At 51.5% G+C, this 23,988-nt stretch carries 23 protein-coding genes; 9 read left to right on the top strand and 14 right to left on the bottom strand.

What is annotated here, in order from left to right; translation table 11 throughout:
- Positions 1-639 precede the first annotated feature (639 nt).
- Positions 640-1,638 carry a branched-chain-amino-acid transaminase gene (gene ilvE, locus HMPREF1028_RS01950; RefSeq protein WP_009311117.1) on the bottom strand — a complete coding sequence of 333 codons (999 nt, stop codon included), beginning with the start codon at positions 1,636-1,638 and terminating at the stop codon, positions 640-642.
- Positions 1,639-2,026: 388 nt separating this feature from the next.
- On the opposite strand from ilvE, the gene HMPREF1028_RS01945 reads away from it, so the two are divergent.
- On the top strand, positions 2,027-2,371 hold the full coding sequence (locus tag HMPREF1028_RS01945; protein ID WP_009311116.1) for a lipopolysaccharide assembly protein LapA domain-containing protein: 345 nt from the start codon (positions 2,027-2,029) through the stop codon (positions 2,369-2,371).
- Positions 2,372-2,383: 12 nt separating this feature from the next.
- Entirely contained in the window at positions 2,384-3,553 is a 1,170-nt protein-coding gene (gene lapB / locus HMPREF1028_RS01940; RefSeq protein ID WP_003761889.1) for a lipopolysaccharide assembly protein LapB, read from the top strand.
- A gap of 60 nt (positions 3,554-3,613) precedes the next feature.
- Here the strand turns inward: lapB and HMPREF1028_RS01935 are convergent, their stop codons facing one another.
- Positions 3,614-4,408, bottom strand: a complete 795-nt coding sequence (locus HMPREF1028_RS01935; protein ID WP_009311115.1) for a thymidylate synthase — start codon at positions 4,406-4,408, stop codon at positions 3,614-3,616.
- A 531-nt stretch (positions 4,409-4,939) separates the two neighbouring features.
- On the opposite strand from HMPREF1028_RS01935, the gene gdhA reads away from it, so the two are divergent.
- Entirely contained in the window at positions 4,940-6,277 is a 1,338-nt protein-coding gene (gene gdhA / locus HMPREF1028_RS01930) for an NADP-specific glutamate dehydrogenase (RefSeq protein ID WP_003776652.1), read from the top strand.
- A gap of 311 nt (positions 6,278-6,588) precedes the next feature.
- Here the strand turns inward: gdhA and nagZ are convergent, their stop codons facing one another.
- From nagZ to HMPREF1028_RS01895, 7 genes are all read right to left on the bottom strand, one after another.
- Entirely contained in the window at positions 6,589-7,677 is a 1,089-nt protein-coding gene (gene nagZ / locus HMPREF1028_RS01925; protein ID WP_009311114.1) for a beta-N-acetylhexosaminidase, read from the bottom strand.
- 70 nt (positions 7,678-7,747) lie between these two features.
- Entirely contained in the window at positions 7,748-9,268 is a 1,521-nt protein-coding gene (locus tag HMPREF1028_RS01920; RefSeq protein ID WP_003765874.1) for a Na+/H+ antiporter NhaC family protein, read from the bottom strand.
- A gap of 189 nt (positions 9,269-9,457) precedes the next feature.
- Positions 9,458-10,960, bottom strand: coding sequence for a DegQ family serine endoprotease (locus HMPREF1028_RS01915; protein WP_036528958.1), 1,503 nt, complete (start codon positions 10,958-10,960; stop codon positions 9,458-9,460).
- A gap of 222 nt (positions 10,961-11,182) precedes the next feature.
- On the bottom strand, positions 11,183-11,815 hold the full coding sequence (nth, locus tag HMPREF1028_RS01910; protein ID WP_003758214.1) for an endonuclease III: 633 nt from the start codon (positions 11,813-11,815) through the stop codon (positions 11,183-11,185).
- A gap of 112 nt (positions 11,816-11,927) precedes the next feature.
- Positions 11,928-13,316 carry a Na+/H+ antiporter NhaC gene (gene nhaC, locus HMPREF1028_RS01905; RefSeq protein WP_003758210.1) on the bottom strand — a complete coding sequence of 463 codons (1,389 nt, stop codon included), beginning with the start codon at positions 13,314-13,316 and terminating at the stop codon, positions 11,928-11,930.
- 180 nt (positions 13,317-13,496) lie between these two features.
- Positions 13,497-14,129, bottom strand: a complete 633-nt coding sequence (locus tag HMPREF1028_RS01900; RefSeq protein WP_009311113.1) for an alpha/beta fold hydrolase — start codon at positions 14,127-14,129, stop codon at positions 13,497-13,499.
- Positions 14,130-14,359: 230 nt separating this feature from the next.
- The gene (locus HMPREF1028_RS01895; protein WP_009311112.1) at positions 14,360-15,583 is read right to left on the bottom strand and encodes a sugar MFS transporter; all 1,224 of its coding nucleotides are present in this window, start codon (positions 15,581-15,583) and stop codon (positions 14,360-14,362) included.
- 251 nt (positions 15,584-15,834) lie between these two features.
- On the opposite strand from HMPREF1028_RS01895, the gene HMPREF1028_RS01890 reads away from it, so the two are divergent.
- The 3 genes from HMPREF1028_RS01890 to HMPREF1028_RS01880 all read left to right on the top strand — a co-directional run bounded on the left by HMPREF1028_RS01890 (position 15,835) and on the right by HMPREF1028_RS01880 (position 18,562).
- Positions 15,835-16,257, top strand: a complete 423-nt coding sequence (locus tag HMPREF1028_RS01890; protein ID WP_009311111.1) for a VTT domain-containing protein — start codon at positions 15,835-15,837, stop codon at positions 16,255-16,257.
- 104 nt (positions 16,258-16,361) lie between these two features.
- Positions 16,362-17,555, top strand: coding sequence for an amino acid aminotransferase (locus HMPREF1028_RS01885; RefSeq protein WP_009311110.1), 1,194 nt, complete (start codon positions 16,362-16,364; stop codon positions 17,553-17,555).
- 104 nt (positions 17,556-17,659) lie between these two features.
- Positions 17,660-18,562, top strand: a complete 903-nt coding sequence (locus tag HMPREF1028_RS01880) for a glycosyltransferase family A protein (protein WP_009311109.1) — start codon at positions 17,660-17,662, stop codon at positions 18,560-18,562.
- 8 nt (positions 18,563-18,570) lie between these two features.
- On the opposite strand, the gene HMPREF1028_RS01875 is transcribed toward HMPREF1028_RS01880, so the two are convergent.
- From HMPREF1028_RS01875 to pip, 5 genes are all read right to left on the bottom strand, one after another.
- Entirely contained in the window at positions 18,571-19,095 is a 525-nt protein-coding gene (locus tag HMPREF1028_RS01875) for a DUF4189 domain-containing protein (protein ID WP_009311108.1), read from the bottom strand.
- An 83-nt stretch (positions 19,096-19,178) separates the two neighbouring features.
- Positions 19,179-19,691, bottom strand: coding sequence for a DUF4189 domain-containing protein (locus HMPREF1028_RS01870; protein WP_009311107.1), 513 nt, complete (start codon positions 19,689-19,691; stop codon positions 19,179-19,181).
- A 91-nt stretch (positions 19,692-19,782) separates the two neighbouring features.
- Positions 19,783-20,304 (bottom strand): DUF4189 domain-containing protein, encoded by a 522-nt coding sequence (locus HMPREF1028_RS01865; protein ID WP_009311106.1) that lies wholly within the window; start codon positions 20,302-20,304, stop codon positions 19,783-19,785.
- A 91-nt stretch (positions 20,305-20,395) separates the two neighbouring features.
- Positions 20,396-20,920 carry a DUF4189 domain-containing protein gene (locus tag HMPREF1028_RS01860; protein WP_009311105.1) on the bottom strand — a complete coding sequence of 175 codons (525 nt, stop codon included), beginning with the start codon at positions 20,918-20,920 and terminating at the stop codon, positions 20,396-20,398.
- A 24-nt stretch (positions 20,921-20,944) separates the two neighbouring features.
- Complete coding sequence (gene pip, locus HMPREF1028_RS01855; protein WP_009311104.1) at positions 20,945-21,880, bottom strand: prolyl aminopeptidase; 936 nt, start codon at positions 21,878-21,880, stop codon at positions 20,945-20,947.
- Between the two features lie 161 nt (positions 21,881-22,041).
- Here pip and HMPREF1028_RS01850 point away from each other — a divergent pair, with 161 nt between their 5' ends.
- The 3 genes from HMPREF1028_RS01850 to holA all read left to right on the top strand — a co-directional run.
- The gene (locus tag HMPREF1028_RS01850) at positions 22,042-22,665 is read left to right on the top strand and encodes a hypothetical protein (RefSeq protein WP_009311103.1); all 624 of its coding nucleotides are present in this window, start codon (positions 22,042-22,044) and stop codon (positions 22,663-22,665) included.
- A 190-nt stretch (positions 22,666-22,855) separates the two neighbouring features.
- Positions 22,856-23,335, top strand: a complete 480-nt coding sequence (gene lptE, locus HMPREF1028_RS01845) for an LPS assembly lipoprotein LptE (protein WP_003741184.1) — start codon at positions 22,856-22,858, stop codon at positions 23,333-23,335.
- Positions 23,335-23,988 (top strand): DNA polymerase III subunit delta (gene holA / locus HMPREF1028_RS01840; protein WP_009311102.1); only part of this gene is annotated, 654 nt, incomplete at its 3' end. The genes lptE and holA, both read left to right, overlap by 1 nt.

Raw genomic sequence — 23,988 nt, 5'->3', positions numbered from 1 at the left:
CGATTTTTATATGTCGTTCGAATGATTTGAAATCATTTCCATCGTCATTTAAATAGCTGTAACGATTATTACTCATTCTAAAACCTCAAAACCTGACGCTCTTTTTTTAATCCTTCCGCCTTTTAAACATAAAACCGCACTTAAATATCCCTATAACATTCAGACGACTTTTCATGATCTTGTAAAAGTCATTCCAAAGCTCTCTCTTTGGAACAGTCATCTTGTGATGTCACATTAATATATTAAACACTGCTTTACATTAAAAAACGAAAACCTAAGTCTATCAGAGTTCTAGAGTATCTATTTAGTTCACTGCGATGTCGATTTAAGTCCCTTTTTTCGACATTTCTCAGCAATCAAATATACCAAACGAGTAATGAAATGATTCTAGCATATTTAATTGGTATAATTACATTTTCATAACTTAGCAAATATTAAAATTTTTTAATTATTTGAAAAATAGAAAAATTTTTTATTTTTTAGTTCAAATAGTGACTGTTTTTCACAACAACACACCAAACATCGGGATATTTTTTTACAAATGGCACGACAAAATCTGTTTACAAAATAAAAAGGTCGTCTGAAAAGAAATTTTCTTTCAGACGACCTTTGGATCTGTTCTATTAATACGAAATCAAATCAGCACACTTCAACCAACCAGCCATGTTTGTCTTCCGCCAAACCGTATTGGATGTCGGTCAAGGCTTTGCGCAAAGCGTAGCCGCGTTCTTGGCTCTTCACTTCGATTTCTTTGCCGTCGATGACAAAAGAGGTTACGGGCGAGATGACGGCGGCGGTGCCGGTCAGAATCGCTTCCGCGCCCTCTTCGACTGCGGCTTTGAGTTCGTCCACGGTGAAATTGCGTTCGCTGACGGTGTAGTCCAAGTCTTTGGCGACGGTCAGCACAGAATCGCGGGTAACGCCGTGGAGGAATTCGTCGGTCAACGGTTTGGTGATGATTTCGTTGCCTTTAATCAGGATAAAGTTGGACGCGCCGGTTTCCTGTACGTCGCCGTTCGGGCAGAACAGGACTTGATTTGCACCATGTTCGGCTTTTGCCTTCAGTACCCAAGGCATGGCGGAGGCGTAGTTGCCGCCGCATTTGACGCGACCCATGTGCGGTGCGCAGCGGATGTGCTCGGTTTCAACCAAAATTTTCACGGGCGAACCGGCTTTGAAATAGTCGCCAACCGGAGACGCGAGGATATAGAGTAGCGCAGTTTCGGACGGCGAACCGGCTTTGCCGATAACGGGGTCGGTACCGATGAGCGTCGGGCGCAGATACAGCGCGGCAGGCGCATCGGGAATTTCGTCGGCGGCGCGTTTGACCAATTCGATCAGGGCATTCAGATAGGCTTCGGTTTCGGGGCGCGGCAGGTGCAAAATGTCTGCGCTTTGCTGCATACGGGCGATGTTTGCCGTCGGGCGGAACAAGACGATTTTGCCGTTTGCCTGACGGAAGGCTTTTAAGCCTTCAAAGCATTCGCTGCCGTAATGCAGGGCGTGCGCGCCGGGCGCGAGGGTGAGGTCTGAGGAAGTTTGCCATTCGGTCGGCTGCCATTTGCCGTCCTTGTGGGCGATAACGGGCATTTGGGCGTGGAAGACGCTGCCGAACACGGCGGGTACGGGTCTGCTCATGGTGATTGCCTTTCTTATTCTGTTTGGTTCTGTTTAGATATTAAAAGTTGAAAGATACGCCTGTACGGATGGTTTTGACAAGTCCGAATACTTGTTTCGCAAACAGCTTTCGCCCAAGCCCTTGCCTGATAACGAAATACGGAAAACCATCCATTCCGATACGCATACGAATTGTCAGCAATCATGCCTACCGTGTACTACATATATATAATGAAGCCTAAGGTCGTCTGAAAACTGCCGCACATCCTATCCGAAACAATCCAAATCGTTTAAACTAAGCCGCATCTGCGGCAAACGGGTTCGGAAACGGAATCCCTATCGACCGCCCTACTGAATTTTCAGACGACCTTTTCAAAACTTTCCGACAGGCATACCGCCGGAGACATCCATGAAACTGATTTACACCATTATCAAAGTCATCATTTTATTATTGTTTTTACTGCTCGCCGTCATCAATACCGACAGCGTCGCCTTCCACTACCTGCCCGGTCAGAAAGCCGATTTACCGCTGATTGTCGTCCTCTTCGGTGCGTTTGTCATCGGCATCGTGTTCGGCATGTTCGCCCTGTTCGGCAGACTTTTGGCGCTGCGCAGCGAAAACAACCGCCTGCGTGCCGAAGTCAAAAAACACGCGCATTTGAGCGAAAAAGACCTTGCCGCCCCCGTACCGCAGCAACCCGCACCGCAAACGACTGCCCCTGCCAAACAACCCGTACAAACGCCCAAGCCTTAAAAAAGGAATCACATGGACAACGAATTGTGGGTCATCCTCCTGCCCATTACCCTTTTGCCCGTCTTCTTCGCCATGGGCTGGTTTGCCGCCCGTATCGACATGAAAACTGTGTTGAAACAGGCGAAAAGCGTGCCTGCCGGCTTTTACAAAAGTCTGGACGCATTGGTTGACCGCAACAGCGGCCGTGCCGCCCGCGAACTGGCGGAAGTCATCGACCAGCAGCCGCAGTCTTACGACCTCAACCTGACTTTGGGCAAACTCTACCGTCAGCGCGGCGAAAACGACAAAGCCATCAATATGCACCAAGCCCTGCTCGACTCGCCCGATACCGTCAACGAAAAACGCGCGCGGGTGCTGTTCGAACTCGCGCAAAACTACCAAAGCGCAGGCTTGGTTGACCGCGCCGAACAAATCTTCATCGGCTTGCAGGAAGGCAACATGGCGCGCGAAGCCCGTCAGCACCTGCTCAGCATCTACCAGCAAGACCGCGACTGGGAAAAAGCCATTGAAACCGCGCAACTCCTCAGCCACGACGAGCAGACCTACCAATTTGAAATTGCACAGTTTTATTGCGAACTTGCCCAAACCGCGCTGTTCAAATCCAATCTTGACGCCGCCCGTTACAACGTCCAAAAAGCCTTGGACGCCAACAAAAAATGCGCCCGCGCCAACATGATTTTGGGCGACATCGAAACCAAACAGGGCAATTTCCCCGCCGCTGTCGAGGCATACGGCGCCATCGAGCAGCAAAACCATGCCTACCTGAGCATGGTTGGCGAAAAACTCTACGAAGCCTACGCCGCCCAAGGCAAACAGGAAGAAGGGCTGAACCGGCTCATCGGTTACATGCAGACCTTCCCCGATTTAGACCTCATCAACGTCATCTACGAAAAAGCCCTGCTGCTCAAAGGCGAAAGCGAAGCCGCCCAACTTGCCATCGACCTCGTGCGTCAAAAACCCGACCTCAACGGCGTATACCGCCTGCTCGGTTTGAAAATCAGCGACATGAATCCCGCATGGAAAGCCGACGCCGACATGATGCGTTCCGTCATCGGCCGCCAACTCCAACGCAGCGTCATGTACCGCTGCCGCAACTGCCACTTCAAATCCCAAGTCTTCTTCTGGCACTGCCCCGCCTGCAACAAATGGGAAACCTTCACACCCAATAAAATCGAAGTGTGAAGCAAACCAACAAAAAGGTCGTCTGAAAAGTTTCAGACGACCTTTTATCTATTCCACACCCTACACCGCTACGGCGGCCTTGATGTGCGGATGCGGGTCGTAACCTTCCAACTCGAAATCTTCAAACTTGAATGCAAACAAGTCTTTGACTTCCGGATTGATTTTCATCACCGGCAGCGTGCGGGTGTCGCGGCTCAATTGCAGTTTTGCCTGTTCGAAATGGTTGCTGTACAGATGCGCATCACCCAAGGTATGGATAAATTCGCCCGCCTCCAACCCGCAGACTTGGGCAATCATCATGGTCAACAGCGCGTAACTGGCAATGTTGAACGGTACACCGAGGAAAATGTCCGCGCTGCGTTGGTAAAGCTGGCAGGACAATTTACCGTTGGCAACGTAAAACTGAAACAGCGCATGGCAAGGCGGCAATGCCATTTCATCCACCAGCGCGGGATTCCATGCCGACACAATCAGGCGGCGGGAATCGGGGTTTTTCTTGATTTGCTCCACGACGTTGGCAATTTGGTCGATATGGCGGCCGTCGGGTGCAGGCCAACTGCGCCATTGGTAGCCGTACACAGGCCCCAAGTCGCCATTTTCGTCCGCCCATTCGTCCCAAATGGAAACATTGTTATCTTTCAAATATTTGATGTTGGTATCGCCTTTGAGAAACCAAAGCAGCTCATGGATAATCGAGCGCAGGTGCAGCTTTTTGGTGGTCAGCAGCGGGAAGCCTTGACTCAAATCGAAGCGCATTTGATAGCCGAACACCGAACGAGTGCCTGTACCGGTACGGTCGGATTTATCGGTACCGTTTTCGAGAACATGGCGCATTAAATCGAGGTAGGCTTTCATTGGTGTCCTTTAAGAGTGTGTGTTGTTGGAGATGATTTGGGGCGTATTGTATAGCAATTTGTCGATTAACAGCATAATCAAGGTCGTCTGAAAACTGGAAACTAGATTCAGACGACCTTGGCATTATCCGTTATGGATTGTCCTGAAACACGTTTTTCTATCTGAAACAAAATTCGTTTTTTAAGGTGTTATTTTCTTTCCTAATCCTGTTTTCCAAGGGTAATTTTCGTAAAATTGTTGACAATATTGACCGTTTTCACATGAAAATTTGCGTTGAATCGAATTTTTTACACTCTCTCGTTTCAAATTTCTAGTTTAATTACTTAGAATATATAGCCAATTTATTTTAAAATGATGGAATTTTCAAAAATATTTTTATATTTTATTGGTTATATATACCAAATAATAAAATTCTCAAAAAAATAATGTCAACAATTTTCATCAAAACTGCTTGGCAGGCAAAAAAATTAGGTTTATATTACTTTCCACAAATTCATCATCCTTTCCAATCTAATCCACAGGGAGCATAAAATGACCGATTTGAACGCCTTGTTTGCCAACCTCAAACAACGTAACCCCAATCAAGAGCCGTTTCACCAAGCGGTTGAAGAAGTATTCATGAGCTTGGGCCCGTTTTTGGCAAAAAACCCGAAATACACCCAACAAAACCTACTTGAACGCATCGTCGAACCTGAGCGCGTCATTATGTTCCGCGTCACTTGGGTGGACGACAAAGGACAAGTCCAAGTCAACCGCGGTTACCGCATTCAAATGAGCTCCGCCATCGGTCCTTACAAAGGCGGCTTGCGCTTCCACCCGACCGTCGATTTGGGCGTATTGAAATTCCTCGCCTTTGAACAAGTGTTCAAAAACGCCTTGACCACCCTGCCTATGGGCGGCGGCAAAGGCGGCTCCGACTTCGATCCCAAAGGCAAATCCGACGCCGAAGTGATGCGTTTCTGCCAAGCCTTTATGAACGAACTCTACCGCCACATCGGCCCGAACACCGACGTACCTGCGGGCGACATCGGCGTAGGCGGCCGCGAAATCGGTTTCCTCTTCGGACAATACAAAAAAATCCGCAACGAATTTGCCTCCGTCCTGACCGGCAAAGGCCTCGAATGGGGTGGCAGCCTCATCCGTCCTGAAGCGACCGGCTACGGTACCGTGTACTTCGCCCAATCCATGCTGCAAACACGCGGCGACTCGATTGAAGGCAAACGCGTGCTGATTTCCGGCTCCGGCAACGTTGCCCAATACGCCGCCGAAAAAGCCATCCAGCTGGGCGCGAAAGTGCTGACCGTTTCCGACTCCAACGGCTTCGTCCTCTTCCCCGACAGCGGCATGACCGAAGACCAACTCGCCGCGCTTATCGAGCTGAAAGAAGTCCGTCGCGAACGTGTTTCCACCTATGCCAAAGAGCAAGGTTTGAAATACTTTGAAAACCAAAAACCGTGGGGCGTTGCCGCCGAAGTCGCCCTGCCCTGCGCGACCCAAAACGAATTGGACGAAGAAGCCGCCAAAACCCTGCTGGCAAACGGCTGCTACGTCGTTGCCGAAGGTGCGAACATGCCTTCTACTTTGGGCGCGGTCGATCAGTTCGTCAAAGCGGGCATCCTGTATGCACCGGGCAAAGCCTCCAACGCCGGCGGCGTGGCAACTTCAGGCTTAGAAATGAGCCAAAACGCCGTCCGTCTGGCTTGGAGCCGCGAAGAAGTCGACCAACGCTTGTTCGACATCATGCAAAGCATCCACGAATCCTGCCTGAAATACGGCACTGAAAACGGAAAAACCAACTACGTCAACGGTGCGAACATCGCCGGTTTCGTCAAAGTCGCCGATGCGATGCTGGCGCAAGGTATCGTATAAGCCTGTATTGTCCTGACTTTAGGATGTGGAAAGGTCGTCTGAAAACCTTAATTCAAGGTTTTCAGACGACCTTTTTTACTGTTCGGAACTGCTTATAGCGGATTCAAAGGCAGACACACAATAAAGCGCACCTTAATGTGATTTCAAACCTGCCTCGTTTTTTATAGTGGATTAAATTTAAATCAGGACAAGGCGAGGCAACGCCGTACTGGTTTAAAGTTAATCCACTATAAACGGACAAAAGGTCGTCTGAAAAAGCCCAATTCAGCTTTTCAGACGACCTTCTTTCATACTTTCTAAACCAAACGCCTTTAAAACGCTTCGCCGACTTTCACGCCGCCGGCGGTGTCTTTAGGCGTGGCAAGTTGCGCGGTCATGGCTTGTGCGGCTTGGAAATCGAGCGTTTGCATCACGGCTTGGGCGGCTTCCTTGCCCAATGTGTTCGCCATGTATTGCCAGCGGCTTGCCAAATCGGGATTGACGGGGATTTGGAAGCCGTCGCGCAGTTCGTCCACGAGGTCGGGACGGTTGCAGACGAGGACGATGTCGCAGCCTGCTGTAAAGGAAGCGTTTGCACGTTCTTTGATGCCGCCCGCTGCGCCTGCGCCTTCCATAGTGAGGTCGTCTGAAAAGATAACGCCTTTAAATCCGATGTCTTGGCGCAGGATTTGTTTGAGCCATTTTTCGGAGAAACCGGCGGGCTTGCCGTCAATTTGCGGATAAACGACGTGGGCGGGCATGACCGCCGCCATGCCTGCGCCGCTTAGGGCGCGGAACGGAATCATGTCGGCGGCTTCGAGTTCGGCAAGGCTGCGCGTGTCTTCGGGTTGCACCAAATGGCTGTCGCCCTCGACGAATCCGTGTCCGGGGAAATGTTTGCCGCAGGATTTCATGCCGCCTCGGTTCAGACCTTTTTGCAGGGCAAGGGCGAGCTGGGTTACGGTGTCGGCGTTGCGGTGGAAACTGCGGTTGCCGATGACGGGGCATGTTCCCCAGTCGAGGTCGAGGACGGGCGTGAAGGAGAGGTCTATGCCGCAGGCGGTCAGCTCCGTCGCCAATACCCAGCCGACCTGCTCGGCTTTTTCTTTGGCGGCGGCTTCACCTTCGGTGTCCCAAATCTGTCCTAAAGTGTTCATGGCGGGCAGTCGGGTGAAGCCTTCGATGAAGCGTTGTACCCTGCCGCCTTCGTGATCGACGGCGATGATGAGTTCGGGCGTGCGCAGTGCTTTGATTTCTTGAACAAGGGCTTTGAGCTGCCCGACGTTTTGGAAGTTGCGGCGGAACAGGATGACGCCGCCGATAGACGGGTCGATCAGGCGTTGTTTTTCTTCTTCGGTCAGACAGTAGGCGGCGACGTCTGCCATAACGGGGCCGCGCGGGATGGAATGGGGAGCGTTCATTTTTGGATTCCTTAAAATGTTTTCAGACGACCTTAAAGTATCAAAGGTCGTCTGAAAACGGGAAAACACATTAGGCAGCTTTGCCTTTTTTGTCTTTCAGTATGAAGATGAGGGCGGTCATGACGACGCCGGTGGCGAAAAAGCCCAGCCAAGCCGATTGCGTCATGCCCAACACGAGGTAGCCTGCCGCTGCCGCGCCTGCGACGGTCAGGGCGTAAGGCAGTTGCGATGTAACGTGGTCGATGTGGTTGCAATGCGCGCCGGTGGAAGACAGGATGGTGGTGTCGGAAATGGGCGAACAGTGGTCGCCGCAAACCGCGCCAGCCATCACGGCGGACATACACGGGATAACCAACGATGCATCGACTTTAACCGCCATCGCTGCGGCAATCGGCAGCATAATGCCGAACGTGCCCCAGCTTGTGCCTGTGGCGAACGCCATCACGCTGGCAAGCAGGAAGAGGATGACGGGCAGGAAGCCGGGATGGATATTGTCTGCAACCAGCGTGGAGAGGTAGTCGCCGGTGTGCATTTCGCTGACGACGGTGCTGATGAGCCAGGCAAGAATCAGGATGGTAATCGCGCCGAACATCGAAGATATGCCCTGACGGACGGCTTTGGGATAGTCGGCGGCCTTGATGGTGCCGAGCGTGCAAAGGACGACGGCGAGTACGCCGCAAGTACCGCCGAACACCAGCGAGGTATTTACATCGGTATTTTCAAACGCGCCCAAAATGCTGAAGGTTTCGCTTGCCTGCGCGCCTGTGTAAATCATGGCGGAAACGGTGGATGCGATCAACACCAAAACAGGGATAATCAGCGCGTAAACCCTGCCTTTAGGGCCGTCAGAGCCGGCGGATTCGTCATGGGTTTCCTGCAATGCCGCTTTTTCAAGGCGCGCCATCGAGCCGATGTCGAAAGAAAACCAAGCGACGACAAACACCATGATCAGGGCGAACAGGGCGTAATAATTCATCAGGCTCATGGCGACGAACACACCCATCGGCGTGTATCCGGTGATGTGGTAAGTAACGAGCAGACCTGCCAGCGTGGCGATAATCGATGCGCCCCAGCTTGAAACCGGCATCAGTACGCACATCGGCGCAGCGGTAGAGTCAAGGATATACGCGAGTTTGGCGCGGGAAACTTTGAATTTGTCGGTAACGGGGCGGGCAATCGCGCCGACGGCGAGACTGTGGAAATAGTCGTCGATAAAGGTAACGAATACGAGACAGGCAGTCAGCATTTTTGCGCCGCGCCGCCCTTTGATGTGTTGCTTCGCCCAATCGGCAAACGCCTGATTACTGCCCGAAAAGGTTAAAAGAGAAGTGAAAATACCGAGCAACAATAAGAAAATCAGGATTTTAGGTTTTCCCAGCGACCAATCGCCGTCTGCCCAAGCCAGTCCGACCACCATGTCTTTCAGGTGTGTCAGTCCGTCAATCGGGCTGCCGCCGACCAAAAAGGCAACGCCGACCAAGATACCGATGCCCAAAGACAGCAGCACGCGGCGGGTGATGACGGCAAGCGCCAATGCCAAAAACGGCGGCACGACGGATAAAAACGAATGTGAATAATCAATCAGGTGCATAATATTTTTATTAATAGGAAGTCAATCGGAGCGGAACGTTTTCAGACGACCTTTGAATGCGATTGTTGACAAAGCCAAAAGAGCAAAACCATCAAAAAACAAACAAATCAATCAGTTGCTAAAATTACAAAATACCCGCCACCTTAGGATGGCGGGTATTCTATCATTGAATGGCGCTTGCGTTGCACCTTATTGCAGGGTCAGGGCGAGGAAAAGCGTATTGCCGTCGCGCTGAACCAGCAGCGGCACATTTTTGCCCGCGCCTGCCAACGCGCTGCGGAAGCTCGATTCGTCGTTGACGCTGATTTGGCTGACGGCGAGGATTTCGTCGCCGCGTTTGAGTCCGGCACGTTCCGCCGCGCCGCTGACGCGGGAAACAATCAGGCGGCTTTTGCCTGCACCTTCATCGACGCGCAGGGTCAGTCCCGTATTATCGACGGTAAAGCCGTCCGCCGGATTTGCCTGCTGCGGCTGCTCGGTAGCGCGTGAAGACGTTTCGTTCTGCTCCGCCATGCTGCCGAGTTTGACTTTCACATTAATCTTCTCGCCTTTGCGCCATACTTCCAGCGAAACTTCCTTACCCGGCAGCATCGAGCCGACCATGACCGGCAAATCGCTGGACACGCGCACTTCTTCGCCGTTAACGCTGCGGACGATGTCGCCCACTTGCAATCCTGCCTGCATGGCAGGGCTGTTCGGCATCACTTTGGCAATCAACGCGCCGCTGGCTTTGTCCAAGCCGAACGATTTCGCCAGATCGTAAGACACTTCCTGAATAATCACGCCCAACTGACCGCGCTGAACCTTACCGCTGGTTTTCAACTGCTCGGCAACATTCATCGCCACATCAATCGGAATCGCGAAGGAAATGCCCATAAATCCGCCGCTTCGGCTGTAAATTTGGGAGTTGATGCCGACTACCTGACCTTTCAGGTTAAACAGCGGGCCGCCGGAGTTACCCGGATTGATGGCAACGTCGGTTTGGATGAAAGGTGTGTAGCTTTCGTTCGGCAGGCTGCGTCCTTTGGCGGACACGATGCCCGAAGTAACGCTGTTGTCAAAGCCGAACGGCGCACCGATGGCGGCAACCCATTCGCCCGGTTTCAAATCTTTCGGATTGCCGATTTTGACGACGGGCAATTCTTCCGAAGCGTCAATCTTCAGCAGCGCGACATCGGATTGCGTATCCGATCCGATCAGCTTGGCGGTGTATTCGCGTTTGTCGTTGAGCAGGACTTTGATATTGCCCATGCCGGCAACGACGTGGGTATTGGTCAGGATATAGCCGTCTTTACTGATGATGAAGCCGGAGCCGAAGTTCAAATCCTCGTCGGCAGATTGGTCTTCCGGCATATCGGGCATATTCGGGACAAGGCGTTTGAAAAACTCGTAAAACGGGTCGTTGTCAGGGAATTGGCTTAAATCCATGCCCTGCTCTTCAGACTGCCCGCTGCCTGCGGCACGCCCTGCGGGGGAGGCTTGAATATTGACCACCGCCTGACCTTCGTTTTGCACCAATTGTGCGAAATCGGGCAGCAGCATACCGACGCTGCCGTCGTCTTTGGAAGGTTCGATTCTTTGTACGAATTCTTCGCTTTTACTGTCGCCGCCGAAGAAGCCGCTGATTTTGTCACAGCCGCCCAAGGCCAGCGCAGAAGCCGTTACCAAAGCAAAGTATCTGTATTTGTTCATTTTTTCGCGCACCGCGTTTCCTTTTCCGAATAACGGATTGTGTTCTTGCATCTTAAAAACAGGGGGTCGTCTGAAACTTTTATCGTTTTCCAACCCGATAAGGTCGAATTTTACCTTTTGCCCATATTTTTTCAAGCATTTCATTTTAAATAAAAAAATGCCGTCAGAAATTTTAACCTGATAGAAAGGTTGTTTTGTTGATTGTTTACAATTTATCAATGTTTACATCAACTTCGCGCCATACTCGCACAAATCATTAATGATGCACTTCCCGCATTGCGGCTTCTGCGCCTTGCAGGTGTAGCGTCCGTGCAGAATCAGCCAATGGTGCGCATCCATCAAAAACTCTTTCGGCACAAAGCGCATCAGCTTGTCTTCCACCTCGCGCACATCCTTGCCCGGCGCGATTTTGGTACGGTTGGACACCCTGAAGATATGCGTATCGACCGCCATGACGGGATGGCCGAACGCCGTGTTCAACACCACGTTTGCCGTCTTGCGACCCACGCCCGGCAACGATTCCAAAGCCTCGCGGTCTTCCGGCACTTCGCCGTTGTATTTTTCCAGCAGGATGCGGCAGGTCTGCATGATGTGTTTGGACTTGGTTTTATAAAGCCCGATGGTTTTCGTGTATTCCATTACGCCGTCCAAACCCAAATCCAACATCGCCTGCGGCGTATTGGCAACCGGAAACAGCTTTGCCGTCGCCTTATTCACGCCCACGTCGGTCGCCTGCGCCGACAGCAAAACGGCAATCAAAAGCTCGAAGGGTGAATTGAAATGAAGCTCGGTGGTCGGATGGGGATTGGCAGCGCGGAAACGCTCGAAAATTTCTTGGCGGATCTGTTTGTTCATGGGGGTACGGGTAGGATTGGTGTGTGTCTTTATCGTTTGCCCGATTATAACGCAAAAGGTCGTCTGAAAACCGATGCCGAAGGTTTTCAGACGACCTTTCTATCCCGCCGCTTTACGCAGTTTCTTTCTTGCTCAACGTCAGACCTGTCCAACCGAACAGCAGCGTCAAAATCAGGCTCAGATAGCAGAAGAAGGCATAAGGCAGGTATTCCCAGACGGGTACGCCGAGGGCGTGGCTGATGAACACGCCGCAGACGCTCCACGGAACGAGCGGGTTGATGACCGTACCCGCGTCTTCCAGCGTACGCGAAAGGTTGCGCGAATGCAGACCGAGTTTGTCGTACACGGGTTTGAAGGTTTCGCCGGAAAGCAAAATACTCAAATATTGCTCGCCGATGAGGAAATTGACGCCGACCGACGTGGCGGCAACGCTGAATGTAGCGCGTCCGGCAGTGGTCAGGAACGCGCGGATGGCGTCCAGCAGCGACGGAATCACACCGAGCGTAAACAGCAGCCCGCCCAAACTCATGCCGAGAATCACGATGGTTTGCGTGAAGAACATACTTTCCAAACCGCCGCGCGAAATAAGTTTGGCGATGTCTTGAAACGCTTCGCCTTCGAGTTTGTAGCCGCCGTAAAACCATGCGCCGAGCTGGTTCAAGTCGGGCGTGCTGTGGAAATAAGTTACCGCAAGCGCGGCGAGGATGGTAAAGAGCATGGCGACGACGGCGTTGATGCGCAACAGCGCCAACACGACCAACAGCGCAAACGGAATCAGCGAATAGCCGTGCACCAAGCCCGTCGCTTCGAGCTGGCTGCGGAAGGATTCGACGCTGTTCAAATCGTGGGCGGCAACATTGGGCAAGAGCCACAGCATCAATGCTGCGCTGATGAGCCACGCGGGAATGGTGGTGTACATCATGTTTTTGATGTGTTCGAACAAATCAATGCCGACGATGGAGGCGGAAATGCCCGTGGTATCGGAGAGCGGAGACATTTTGTCGCCGAAGAACGCACCGGAAACAATCGCGCCCGCCGTCATCGCCAAATCGGCATGAAACGCCGCCGCCATGCCCATAAAGGCAACGCCGACGGTGGCGCAAGTGGTCAAACTGCTGCCGATGGACACGCCGATGACGGAACAAAGCGCAAAGGCGGAGAAATAGAAATAAGTAGGGGAAATCAGCCCGAAACCGTAATACATCAGCGTTGGAATCGCGCCGCTCATCATCAGCGCGCTGACCATCAGCCCGATGAAGAAAAACAGGTAAATCGCGCCCATGCCCTGCCCCACCGCGCCGACCATGCCTTTTTGCATATCGTTATATTTCAACCCGCGCGCGAGACCGTAGAGGATGAGGACGGTAATGGCGGCGATGATGGACATATGGGGCAGCCAGCCCAGCGAAATGATGGTATAACCCATCGCTCCGATTAACGCCGCAACGACGGCAAGCGCCTCTTTGCGCGGCATATCGAGCAGTGATTTGAATGCAAACATATTGCTTTGCCTGTTTTGTGTGTATTTAACGAAGTTTAGCACACGGGGTCGTCTGAAAAACCGCTTTTCAGACGACCCCGTGATTTTTTATGAATGTAATAACGGATTTTAGTTGATGCGATATGGTTTTAAATTTGATTTTTTGAAACAAAATATCCTTATTTTCAAAATAAAGCCGTATTATTTCTTTTTATTATGATTAAACTGCCCCTCGCGCAAAAATGTTGCGGTCTGCTCGGCAGTAATGTGTTTAAACAGCATACCGCTGTGGCTGACGGGTAAGATAACGTGGTCGCGCATATTCGGACAGCGGGTTTCGCTGACCAAAACCGTACCGTCGTGTTCGCCGTGCAAACCCAATACGCGCCCCAGCCCGAGCGGTTTGTTACCAGCGATGCTGCCCAATTCGATATGTTCAGGCAAATCGGGCGTGCCGCCGTCGAGCGCATCGCGATACGCACCGCCGAGTACGGGGGTTTTCAATCCAAGCCGGAACACCCTTTGCGCAGCCCGGCTGCCTTGGTGGGGCGTACCGAAGGTAACGATGCGTCCGGTAATTTTTTCGGGATGGGTGGCGGCAAAGTGGCGCAATACCAGCCCGCCCAGACTGTGTCCGGCAAAATGCAGAGGCTCGCCCGTATCGTGTTTTTCAACAAATTCCGCCAATGCCTGCGTGTGCTGCGGCATGGTGTGCCAGACGCTGTAATAACCGAACAGGGCAACGTCAAAGCCCTGCTTTGCCAGCATATCCGCTAAAGGTTTCATCACCCAAGAATGCATGTGCAGTCCGTGCAATAAGATGATTTTCGACATGAAGACCTCCTGTATTTTTGCCGCCAGCATTATGCCATAAGTCAGTCAGACCGTATTGCGGACGCATTTTGTCTTTTGAAAACGGGTTTAAGCTCCGGTTAAAATCTGTTGCCGTATTTTCAGACGACCTCTGTTGGAACGGATCAGGTTTAAAAGTCTGCCGCAAAGCAAAAAGGTCGTCTGAAAACCTGATTTCCAAGTTTTCAGACGACCTTTTGTTCAAACCATGCTTACTCGTCGGCTTTATAACCTTTGAGGGCAAAGAAGACGATGTAGAGGTAGCACACGGCTGATACGACAAAAGACGACATCAGGCTGTAAGTATCGACCGCCCAACCTTGTACGACCGGAACAATCGCACCGCCGACAATGGCAGTACAGAGTACGCCTGAAGCAGCATTGGTGAATTTACCGAGATTTTTGGTCGCCAGCGAGAAGATGGTCGGGAACATGATGGAGTTGAAGAAGCCGATGGCAAGCAGCGACCACATGGCGACGTCGGCATTGCCTTTACCGGTCATCATGGCGATGATGAGCAGGACAACAGCGATAGTGGCATTGAAGGCAAGGTAGCGGTTGGGCGCGATTTTCGCCATAACTGCCGAGCCGAGGAAGCGTCCGACCATGGCGCCGCCCCAGTAGAACGACAGGTATTGGGCGGCGGAAGCATGATCCATCCCTTTCAGGAAGCCCAAGACATTGACCATCAATGAGCCGATGGATACTTCGGCACCGACGTAGCAGAAAATACCTGCCGCACCGAGGACGAGGTGTTTGTATTGCCACACGCTGCTTTTGCCGTCGTGGTTGTGTTCGCTTTCTTCTTCAGCGATTTTGCGCGCGTCAGGCAGGCGGATCATTTTTACGAAAACGGCGAGGATAATCAACAGGCCTGCCAAACCCAAGTAAGGGATTTGAACGGAGGAAATCTGTTCGGCTTTGCTGGCGGTCTGCGTTGCATCTGCCAGAATCAGGAATGCGCCGATTTGCGGGGCAATGGTCGTACCCAGTGAGTTGAACGCCTGCACCAAAGTCAGCGTAGCGGATTCTTTGCCCGGTTTCGCCAACAAGGTTACATACGGGTTGCCTGCAACCTGCAATAGGGTTACGCCTGAAGCAAGAATGAAGAGCGCGCCCAAGAAAGTCGGGTAAGAGTGGCTGCCCGCAGCGGGATAAAACAGCAAGCATCCGACGGCGGTCAGCAAGAAGCCGCCGATGACGCCGTTTTTATAGCCGATTTTACCGACGAGATGCCCCATCGGAATCGACATGATGGCATAGGCGGTAAAAAAACAGAATTGAATCAGCATCGCCTGAACATAAGTCAGCTCGAAAATTTCTTTCAGATGCGGAATCAGGATGTCGTTCATGCAGGTGATGAAACCCATCATGAAGAAGAGCGTGGTCAGGACGACCAGCGCGGAATTATGGTTTTGCTGTGATGGCGCAGACATGATTTGCCTTTCGATTTATTGGAATTGACCGTACAAACAGTTAATATCCGTTAATAACGGGCCGAATCATACTGGCTTTTGCCATTCTTGCAAACACTGGAAACACGCCGACTACATAGAGTTTCAGCAAGATTCTGTCCGATAACGCATTTTTATAGACAGAATCCGTCTGAATTTTACAATTAACCTACCCGCAAACGACTTAAAATCTTATTTCAGACGACCTTTGACCTGACGCAAACTTATCCGCCATGCCCCTCATTTACGCCTATCTCGGACTTGCCGCCTCCGCCTTTACCTCCGCCACTATCCTGCCCGGCACGTCCGAAGCCGCCTTCGCCGCATTTATCTACACCTATCCCGAACAGGCATACGGCGCGTGGTTGTGTGCCGGACTGGCAAACGGCTTGGGCAGCATGGTTTCCTATTGGATGGGGCGGCTGATTCCGTCCAAGAAAAGGTCGTCTGAAAGGTCGTCTGAAAAGACCCTGCGCCTGCTCCGACGCTGGGGCACCCTGCCCCTTTTGTTTGCCTGGCTGCCCGTCATCGGCGACGCGCTGCCCATTGCCGCAGGCTGGCTCAGGCTCAACCCCTATACCTCCGCACTCATGCTCCTGACCGGAAAAATCCTGCGCTACGGCATCATCCTCGCCGGCATCAAAGGCATGATGTAAACCATTTGCGCAAAACCTGCCGCATTCATTTTCAGACGACCTGAAACAGCGTAAAATCCCAAAGGAAATATCCCGTCCCTTCATTTTTTGCAAAGCGAGAAACCATGTTCTTCAAGCACATCGAAGCCGCCCCCGCCGACCCCATCTTAGGCTTGGGCGAAGCATTCAAAGCCGAAACCCGTCCCGAAAAAGTCAACCTCGGCATCGGCGTTTATAAAGACGCATCCGGCGCGACCCCCATCGTCAAAGCCGTCAAAGAAGCCGAAAAACGCCTGCTCGAGAGCGAAACCACCAAAAACTACCTCACCATCGACGGCGTTGCCGACTACAACGAGCAAACCCAAATCCTTCTTTTCGGCGCAGACCACGAAATCGTCGCCAGCCGCCGCGCCAAAACCGCCCAAAGCCTCGGCGGCACAGGCGCATTGCGCATTGCCGCCGAGTTCGCCAAACGCCAGTTGAACGCACAAACCGTCTGGATTTCCAACCCCACCTGGCCCAACCACAACGCCATCTTCAAAGCCGTCGGCATCCAAGACAAGCCATACCGCTACTACGACGCCGCCAAACACGGCCTAGACTGGGACGGCATGATTGAAGACCTCGGCCAAGCGCAAAAAGGCGACGTCGTCCTGTTGCACGGCTGCTGCCACAACCCCACCGGTATCGACCCCACGCCCGAACAATGGGAAACCCTCGCCAAACTCTCCGCCGAAAAAGGCTGGCTGCCCCTGTTTGACTTCGCCTACCAAGGCTTCGGCAACGGTCTCGAAGAAGACGCATACGGCTTGCGCACCTTCCTGAAATACAACAAAGAATTGCTCATCGCCAGCTCCTATTCCAAAAACTTCGGCATGTATAACGAACGCGTCGGCGCGTTTACCTTAGTCGCAGAAGACGAAGCGACCGCCGCCCGCGCCCACAGCCAAGTCAAAACCATCATCCGCACCCTCTACTCCAATCCCGCCTCACATGGCGCGAACACCATCGCCCTCGTGTTGAAAGACGCGGATTTGAAAGCACAATGGATTGCCGAACTCGACGAAATGCGCGGCCGCATCAAAGCCATGCGCCAAAAATTCGTCGAACTGCTCAAAGCCAAAGGCGCAAATCAAGACTTCGACTTCATCATCGGACAAAACGGCATGTTCTCCTTCAGCGGCCTCACGCCCGAACAAGTCGACCGCCTGAAAAACGAGTTCGCCATCTACGCCGTGCGCTCCGGCCGCATCAACGTCGCCGGCATTACCGATGACAACATCGACTACCTGTGCGAAAGCATCGTAAAAGTGTTGTAATCCGCATCAGGCAATACCAAAAGGTCGTCTGAAAACCCGAAATACCGTTTTCAGACGACCTTTCCCCACCGTTTGACACAACAACCCCCTTAAAGCATCACATTATGAGACCCACACTAGACGTCATCATCCCCTGCTACAACTCCGCCGCCACCCTTCAAGCGGCTGTCGAGAGCGCCGTTTCCCAACCTGCCGTCGAAAACGTCTGGCTGATTGACGACGCCTCCATCGACGACACACGCCTTATCATGAGCGACCTCGCCGCCATCCATCCCAAAGTCCGCTGCGAATACATGCTCGAAAACGGCGGCGCCGCCAAAGCCCGCAACTGGGGCGCCATGCAAAGCCAAGCCGACTTCATCGCCTTCCTCGACGCCGACGACGTCTATGAAAACAACGTCCTCAATGCCGCCTACCTCGGCTTGGAAGCCTATTCCTACCTCAGCCTGGTCCGCCTCAAATTGCGTCCCGTCGGCTTTCCCGAACACTACCTCAACCACCCGCAATTCCCCACCGCATGGGAACGGCTGCAAATGACCGTCGGCGGCAACACCGTATTCCGCCGCAGCATCTTTCTCGCCTGCGGCGGCTTTCCGCAAGACGAACTCTTCCGAATCTTCGGCGGCGAAGATGCCGCACTCGGCATCGCACTGACCCGCGACAGCGTCGTCGGCTACCTCTTTGAAGAACGCGACCCCGCCGTCAGACACAACTACCGCCCCGGCATCCACGCCGAGCGTCTGCTCGATGCCGAACTTTTCGGCAAAACCGTCCCCGGACTGACCATAGACCACCAAAACGAAGCCGAAGCCGTCACCCGCCGCATCAGCCGCCGCCTGCAAGAAGTACAAAGCACACTCGACCTTCGAAGAAGCCGGCACCATGCCGCTCTATCCCGAGTACGAATAAGCGGGCATAAGCGCAAAGCCCTCCCGAACGGCTGCATTACATTGCTTGAAGCAAAAAGGTCGTCTGAAATCTTGTTTTCAGACGACCTTTATTCATAGTATGAAATTTAGGGTAGAGAACATGTCTCGGGAACAATAATCTGACATTCGAAGGCTTTGGCTTTATTACAATGATTTATCGCAAGACGCTCAGCCTCGCCACGCTCACCTATCCCATTAAACAACTGAAATTTTGATGATTTCTTACCCGAAGCAGCAGCAATACAGCCGTTTCTGACCCAGCCATTATCCCGACAAGGAGCATATCGCCCATCGCTTTCACATAGTCTAATTGCTTCGCGCTTGGCTTCAGCAATCGAAGGCATATTGGACGATGCAGCGACAGCACCCGCTTTCTCATTAATGGCAATAGCCCCAAATTTAGAAGGAACTTTCACGTCGTGATAGATGATTTTTTTAGGAGGCGGGGTGCTGTTGCCTGATTGGGGAGGCGGCACATTGTATAAAATTTGCCGACCGCTTCCGTCTATGATACGGCAGGTTCCCGTGGCAGCTTGGTATTCTCCGCCACATCCATTGGCGTAAACATTAAAACTTACCAAGCCCAATGCGATTAAAAACAGTTTTTTCATAAGGGCATCCTTTTTCGGATTAATACGATATCGGAGGTCGTCTGAAAAAGTTTTCAGACGACCCTTTAATCAAAAAATAACAATTAAGGGAAAGAACAACCTTCAGGAATGGTGATTTCACAGTTTTTCAATCCCGCTTTATTACATTGTTTCAATGCTGCGGGTTCTGCCTGCCCTGGCTTTTCCCTAGCTGTATAAAATACTCTAAATTTCTTGCCTTCTTTGCCCGTTGCCGCTGCTAAACAGGCATTACCTGCCCAAATGGCAACTTTACACGGGGCATTTCGCCCGCCCTGCTCACACGCTTTAATTGCTTCATGTTTAGCCTCCTCAATAGAATCTTTATTTAAAGCCCCGCTCGAAATACCTGTTTTTTCATTAGTAGCTACTGCACCATATTTGGAGACGTAGACTATTTTTTTCGAAGGTGGTGTGCTGTTACCTGATTGGGGAGGCGGCACATTGTATAAAATTTGCCGACCGCTTCCGTCTATGATACGGCAGGTTCCCGTGGCAGCTTGGTATTCTCCACCACAGCCATTGGCATAAACATTAAAACTTACCAAACCCAATGCGATTAAAAACAGTTTTTTCATAAATTTATCCTTTCTCCCAGCTCATCTTTAACTTGGCTTAGAAAAGGTCGTCTGAAAATAGTTTTCAGACGACCTTTTAAATAAAATTTGATTATTGCAATTGAGGCAGGGAGCAGCCTTCGGGCATTAAGACTTTGCATTCAGTCATTCCTGCATTTTTGCAGTTTGTAATAGCAGCCTGTTCTGCAAGTCCGGGTTCTGCCGCACCTCCAATTACTTTAGTTTGGTTTTTCAATTTGCCTGAAGCAGCGGCAATACAGCCGTTTCTAACCCAACTGATCGCTTTACATGGTGCATTTCTACTCCCCTTCTCACATTGCTTAATGGCTGCACTTTGTGCCTCGGCTTTTGAGTTTTGATTTAACGCCCCACCGATGTGACCTGATTTTTCACTGAAAGCCAAAGCCCCGAATTTGGAAGGAACCTTCACATCGTGATAGATGATTTTTTTAGGAGGCGGAGTGCTGCGACTGCCTGAAGAACAGTTCGGGTTATAACCATAACCACACAATGCCGAATTGTTTTGCAACGCCCCTCTGGTTGCATCATAGGTAGGATCAGCATTTGCATTAAAGCTGATCAGTCCTAATACTATCAAAAACAGCTTTTTCATAAATTTATCCTTTCTCCCAGCTCATCTTTAACTTGGTTTAGAAAAGGTCGTCTGAAAATAGTTCTCAGACGACCTTTTAAATAAAATTTGATTATTGCAATTGAGGCAGGGAGCAGCCTTCGGGCATGATGATTTCGCATTCCGTTGCCCCTCTGTTACTGCATTTTTGTAAAGCCTCCTGTTCGACCGTTCCTTGCGGACCTGCTGCATCGGCTAAAATAAACAGGTTGTTTTTCACTTTTCCTTTTGCAGCCGCGAGGCAGCCGTTTCTTACCCATGTGATGGCTTTGCAAGGCGTATTGCGACTGCCTTGCTGGCAATGTTTGACTGCTTCTCTTTTTGCTTCGGCTAAAGAGTTATGATTCAACGAACCGGCAATATGCCCAGCCTTCACACTAACAGCCAAAGCCCCAAATTTAGAAGGTACCAAGACGTCATGGTAAATGATTTTTTTAGGAGGCGGTGCGCTACGGCTGCCTGAAGAACAGTTCGGGTTATAACCATAACCACACAATGCCGAATTGTTTTGTAACGCCCCTCTGGTTGCATCATAGGTAGGGTCGGCATTTACATCAAAACTTACCAAGCCCAATGCGATTAAAAGCAGCTTTTTCATCAATTTGTCCTTTCAAATCATGTCTCACCACGCCGCGCGTTCCCTCATATCTTCCACCGCTTCCACCAACGCCGCTGCCAATGGCGGATCAAACGACGAGTGTCCCGCCTGAATCACGCGCAGTTCGGCTTCGGGCAGCGCTTGCGACAGTTCCCACGCGCTTTGCATGGGGGTGCATAAGTCGTAGCGCCCTTGTACGATGATGGTCGGGATATGGCGGATTTTGTCCGTGTTCGCCAAAATCGCTTTGTCGCCCTTCAGCCAGCCTTCGTTGACGAAATAATGGTTTTCCAAGCGGGCGATGGCGAGCGATTCGTAAGCGTCCTCATCGACGTCTTGCGGCTCGAAGCGGATCAGGTAGCTTTCCCAGTCCGCCCAGGCTTTGGCGGCTTTCAGACGACCTGCTTCGTCTTCGCCGAACAGCATTTCGTGATACGCCGCAATCAGGCCGCCACGTTTTTCTTCGGCGACGGGCGCGAGGAATTTTTGCCATTGCGCGGGATAAATCTGGCTGACGCCGCCTGCTTCGTCCAGCCACGCCATTTCGGACGGACGGCACAGGAATATCCCGCGCAAAACGAGTCCGGCAACGCGTTCGGGATGGGTTTCGGCATACGCCAGCGACAAGGTGCTGCCCCATGAGCCGCCGAACACCAGCCATTTTCGGATGCCCAGCATTTCGCGGACTTTTTCGATGTCGGCAACCAAGTCCCAAGTCGTGTTGTCATCGGTGCAGGCGTAAGGCAGCGAACGGCCGCAGCCGCGCTGGTCGATAATGACAATGCGGAACACGTCGGGATTGAAAAAGCCGCGGCAGGCAGGCGATGCGCCCGCACCCGGGCCGCCGTGCAGGAAGATGACGGGCAGCCCGTCGGGGTTGCCGGATTCTTCCCAATAGATTTGATGGATGTCCGATACGGGCAGCAGACCGCTGCGGATGGGTTCGCGGATGGGGTGCATGATGTTTCTCCTGTTGTCTGATAAAGGATTGTACATAAGGGATTTGACGGCTTAAAAGGTAATAATTTGTTGTTGAGTTATGTTGTCATATGGAAAACATGACGAATTTTAAAATTTTTTTATAATACTTAATATTGGTTAACATTTTAAGGGTTTAACAAATGAAAAAAGTATTGAAATGGGTCGTTATTGTTTTAGGCGGTTTATTTGTGATTGGTCTTTTTTCTGGTAATAATCATCAAGGCAATAACAGTCAGCAAGGAAATGGTAGTCAGCAAGATAATACTGCCTTGCAGAAGGAATCTGTTTCCAATGTAGAAAATACTACAGATGCTAAAGTTGAGAAAGAACAATCAAATTGGAATTATGGAGAAAATAAAGATGAAATGAGAAATCAAACTTCTCATTGGGCTAGCATTCAATCAGAAAACACTACAGAATTTGATTTCCCATATAACGGTGGTTCAAGGTTAGAAATCACAATTCGGAAAAATCCGGAATATGGAAATGATGTAATTATTGGGATTTCAAAAGGACAGTTTACATGCGGACTTGGTTGTACAATGAAAGTTAAGTTTGATAATGGGGCTATTCAGACTTTCAATATGGTTGGATCTGACTCAGGAAATCACGACATTATCTTTATCAATAGCAGCAAATCCGTAACTAATTTTACAAACAACTTGAAAAAGTCGAAAAAAGCCATAATTGAGGTTGAATTTTTCCAAACAGGGGCGCGCCAGTTCAAGTTTGATGTTTCAGGTTTAAAATGGGAATATTTCTAACTCTCTGAAGAAATTGATAATTTTAAAATTTTTATAAAAACCGCCGCAAAGGGCGGTTTTTTTATATTTTCAGTTTTTTGTATTATTCAATATTTATATTTTGCTCACTTTCCCCCTTCTGCCGCCGCGTTTCCCGACCGCCCGACTATCCGCTATAATTCCCCGATACCCGCGCAACCGAAAGAATGAAATGAACAAAATCCTGATGACCGCCGCCGTGTTGCTTCTGTCCGCCTGCGGCTTCCACCTCAAAGGCATGGGCGGCACCGCACGCACGCTGCCATATCCCGCTTGGCACATCCAAAACGCCTCCGTCATGCAAAAGGCTTTGGAAAACGCCCTGCGCCGCGCCGACGGCAAACCCGTTTCCGCCGCCGAAGCGCAAATGACTTTGCACATCAAGAACATTGAAACCCGTCAGGACATCTACACCATCACCCGCGCCGCGTTGGTCAACGAATACCTGCTGACCTTACGCGTCGAAGCCCAAGCCATGCGCAACGGCGAGCCTGTGGGCGAACCGATGACCATCCTCGTCAACCGCACGATGGATTACAACGACAGCGAAGTGTTGGGCAAACAGGAAGAAAGCGAAACCATCTGGGCGGAAATGCGCGCCGATGCCGCCGACCAAATCGTCCGCCGCCTGACGTTCCTGAAAGCGTATTGATGGCGGTCATGAATATCGAGCAGGTCAGCGCGGATATGCCGCTTTCGCCGCTGTACATCATTCACGGCGAAGAAGACCTGTTGCGCATCGAAGCCCTCGACACTCTGCGCGCCGCTGCCAAAAAACAAGGTTACCTCAACCGCGAAGTCTTTACGGCGGACAACGGCGCCGATTGGGACGAACTTTTGCAAAGCGCAGGCAGCGCGGGGCTTTTCGCCGATTTGAAACTTTTGGAAATCCACATTCCGAACGGCAAGCCCGGCAAAAACGGGGGCGATGCGCTGCAAACCTTTGCCGAACGCCTGCCCGAAGACACCGTCACCCTGATTCTGCTGCCCAAGCTCGAAAAAGCCCAAACGCAGGCAAAATGGTTCACCGCGCTCGCCGCCAAAGGCACGGTACTCGAAGCCAAAGCCATTAGCGCGCAAGCCCTGCCGCAGTGGATAAAAGGTCGTCTGAAAAAGGTCGGACTCGACATCGAACCCGACGCGCTCGCCCTGTTTGCCGAACGCGTCGAAGGCAACCTGCTCGCCGCCCGCCAAGAAATCGACAAACTCGCCCTGCTGCACCCGCAAAACCATACCGTCAACATCGCCGATGCCGAAGCCGCCGTCGCCAACGTCGCCCGTTTCGACGTGTTCCAGCTCTCCGGC

It is taken from the genome of Neisseria sp. GT4A_CT1, assembly GCF_000227275.1.
Taxonomy (GTDB): domain Bacteria; phylum Pseudomonadota; class Gammaproteobacteria; order Burkholderiales; family Neisseriaceae; genus Neisseria.
Note: the sequence above shows the minus strand (reverse complement) of the source record. Positions and strands in the feature narration are given on the sequence as shown.

What these genes read in the sequence shown, in the direction of transcription:
- pip (WP_009311104.1), bottom strand. Translation starts at nt 21,880, where the DNA reads ATGCACCCCATCCGCGAACCCATCCGCAGCGGTCTGCTGCCCGTATCG.
- HMPREF1028_RS01885 (WP_009311110.1), top strand. Translation starts at nt 16,362, where the DNA reads ATGTTCTTCAAGCACATCGAAGCCGCCCCCGCCGACCCCATCTTAGGC.
- HMPREF1028_RS01860 (WP_009311105.1), bottom strand. Translation starts at nt 20,920, where the DNA reads ATGAAAAAGCTGCTTTTAATCGCATTGGGCTTGGTAAGTTTTGATGTA.
- HMPREF1028_RS01890 (WP_009311111.1), top strand. Translation starts at nt 15,835, where the DNA reads ATGCCCCTCATTTACGCCTATCTCGGACTTGCCGCCTCCGCCTTTACC.
- HMPREF1028_RS01895 (WP_009311112.1), bottom strand. Translation starts at nt 15,583, where the DNA reads ATGTCTGCGCCATCACAGCAAAACCATAATTCCGCGCTGGTCGTCCTG.
- lapB (WP_003761889.1), top strand. Translation starts at nt 2,384, where the DNA reads ATGGACAACGAATTGTGGGTCATCCTCCTGCCCATTACCCTTTTGCCC.
- HMPREF1028_RS01900 (WP_009311113.1), bottom strand. Translation starts at nt 14,129, where the DNA reads ATGTCGAAAATCATCTTATTGCACGGACTGCACATGCATTCTTGGGTG.
- HMPREF1028_RS01945 (WP_009311116.1), top strand. Translation starts at nt 2,027, where the DNA reads ATGAAACTGATTTACACCATTATCAAAGTCATCATTTTATTATTGTTT.
- lptE (WP_003741184.1), top strand. Translation starts at nt 22,856, where the DNA reads ATGAACAAAATCCTGATGACCGCCGCCGTGTTGCTTCTGTCCGCCTGC.
- HMPREF1028_RS01850 (WP_009311103.1), top strand. Translation starts at nt 22,042, where the DNA reads ATGAAAAAAGTATTGAAATGGGTCGTTATTGTTTTAGGCGGTTTATTT.
- HMPREF1028_RS01875 (WP_009311108.1), bottom strand. Translation starts at nt 19,095, where the DNA reads ATGAAAAAACTGTTTTTAATCGCATTGGGCTTGGTAAGTTTTAATGTT.
- nth (WP_003758214.1), bottom strand. Translation starts at nt 11,815, where the DNA reads ATGAACAAACAGATCCGCCAAGAAATTTTCGAGCGTTTCCGCGCTGCC.
- nhaC (WP_003758210.1), bottom strand. Translation starts at nt 13,316, where the DNA reads ATGTTTGCATTCAAATCACTGCTCGATATGCCGCGCAAAGAGGCGCTT.
- nagZ (WP_009311114.1), bottom strand. Translation starts at nt 7,677, where the DNA reads ATGAACGCTCCCCATTCCATCCCGCGCGGCCCCGTTATGGCAGACGTC.
- HMPREF1028_RS01870 (WP_009311107.1), bottom strand. Translation starts at nt 19,691, where the DNA reads ATGAAAAAACTGTTTTTAATCGCATTGGGTTTGGTAAGTTTTAATGTT.
- HMPREF1028_RS01920 (WP_003765874.1), bottom strand. Translation starts at nt 9,268, where the DNA reads ATGCACCTGATTGATTATTCACATTCGTTTTTATCCGTCGTGCCGCCG.
- HMPREF1028_RS01915 (WP_036528958.1), bottom strand. Translation starts at nt 10,960, where the DNA reads ATGAACAAATACAGATACTTTGCTTTGGTAACGGCTTCTGCGCTGGCC.
- HMPREF1028_RS01935 (WP_009311115.1), bottom strand. Translation starts at nt 4,408, where the DNA reads ATGAAAGCCTACCTCGATTTAATGCGCCATGTTCTCGAAAACGGTACC.
- gdhA (WP_003776652.1), top strand. Translation starts at nt 4,940, where the DNA reads ATGACCGATTTGAACGCCTTGTTTGCCAACCTCAAACAACGTAACCCC.
- HMPREF1028_RS01865 (WP_009311106.1), bottom strand. Translation starts at nt 20,304, where the DNA reads ATGAAAAAGCTGTTTTTGATAGTATTAGGACTGATCAGCTTTAATGCA.
- HMPREF1028_RS01880 (WP_009311109.1), top strand. Translation starts at nt 17,660, where the DNA reads ATGAGACCCACACTAGACGTCATCATCCCCTGCTACAACTCCGCCGCC.
- ilvE (WP_009311117.1), bottom strand. Translation starts at nt 1,638, where the DNA reads ATGAGCAGACCCGTACCCGCCGTGTTCGGCAGCGTCTTCCACGCCCAA.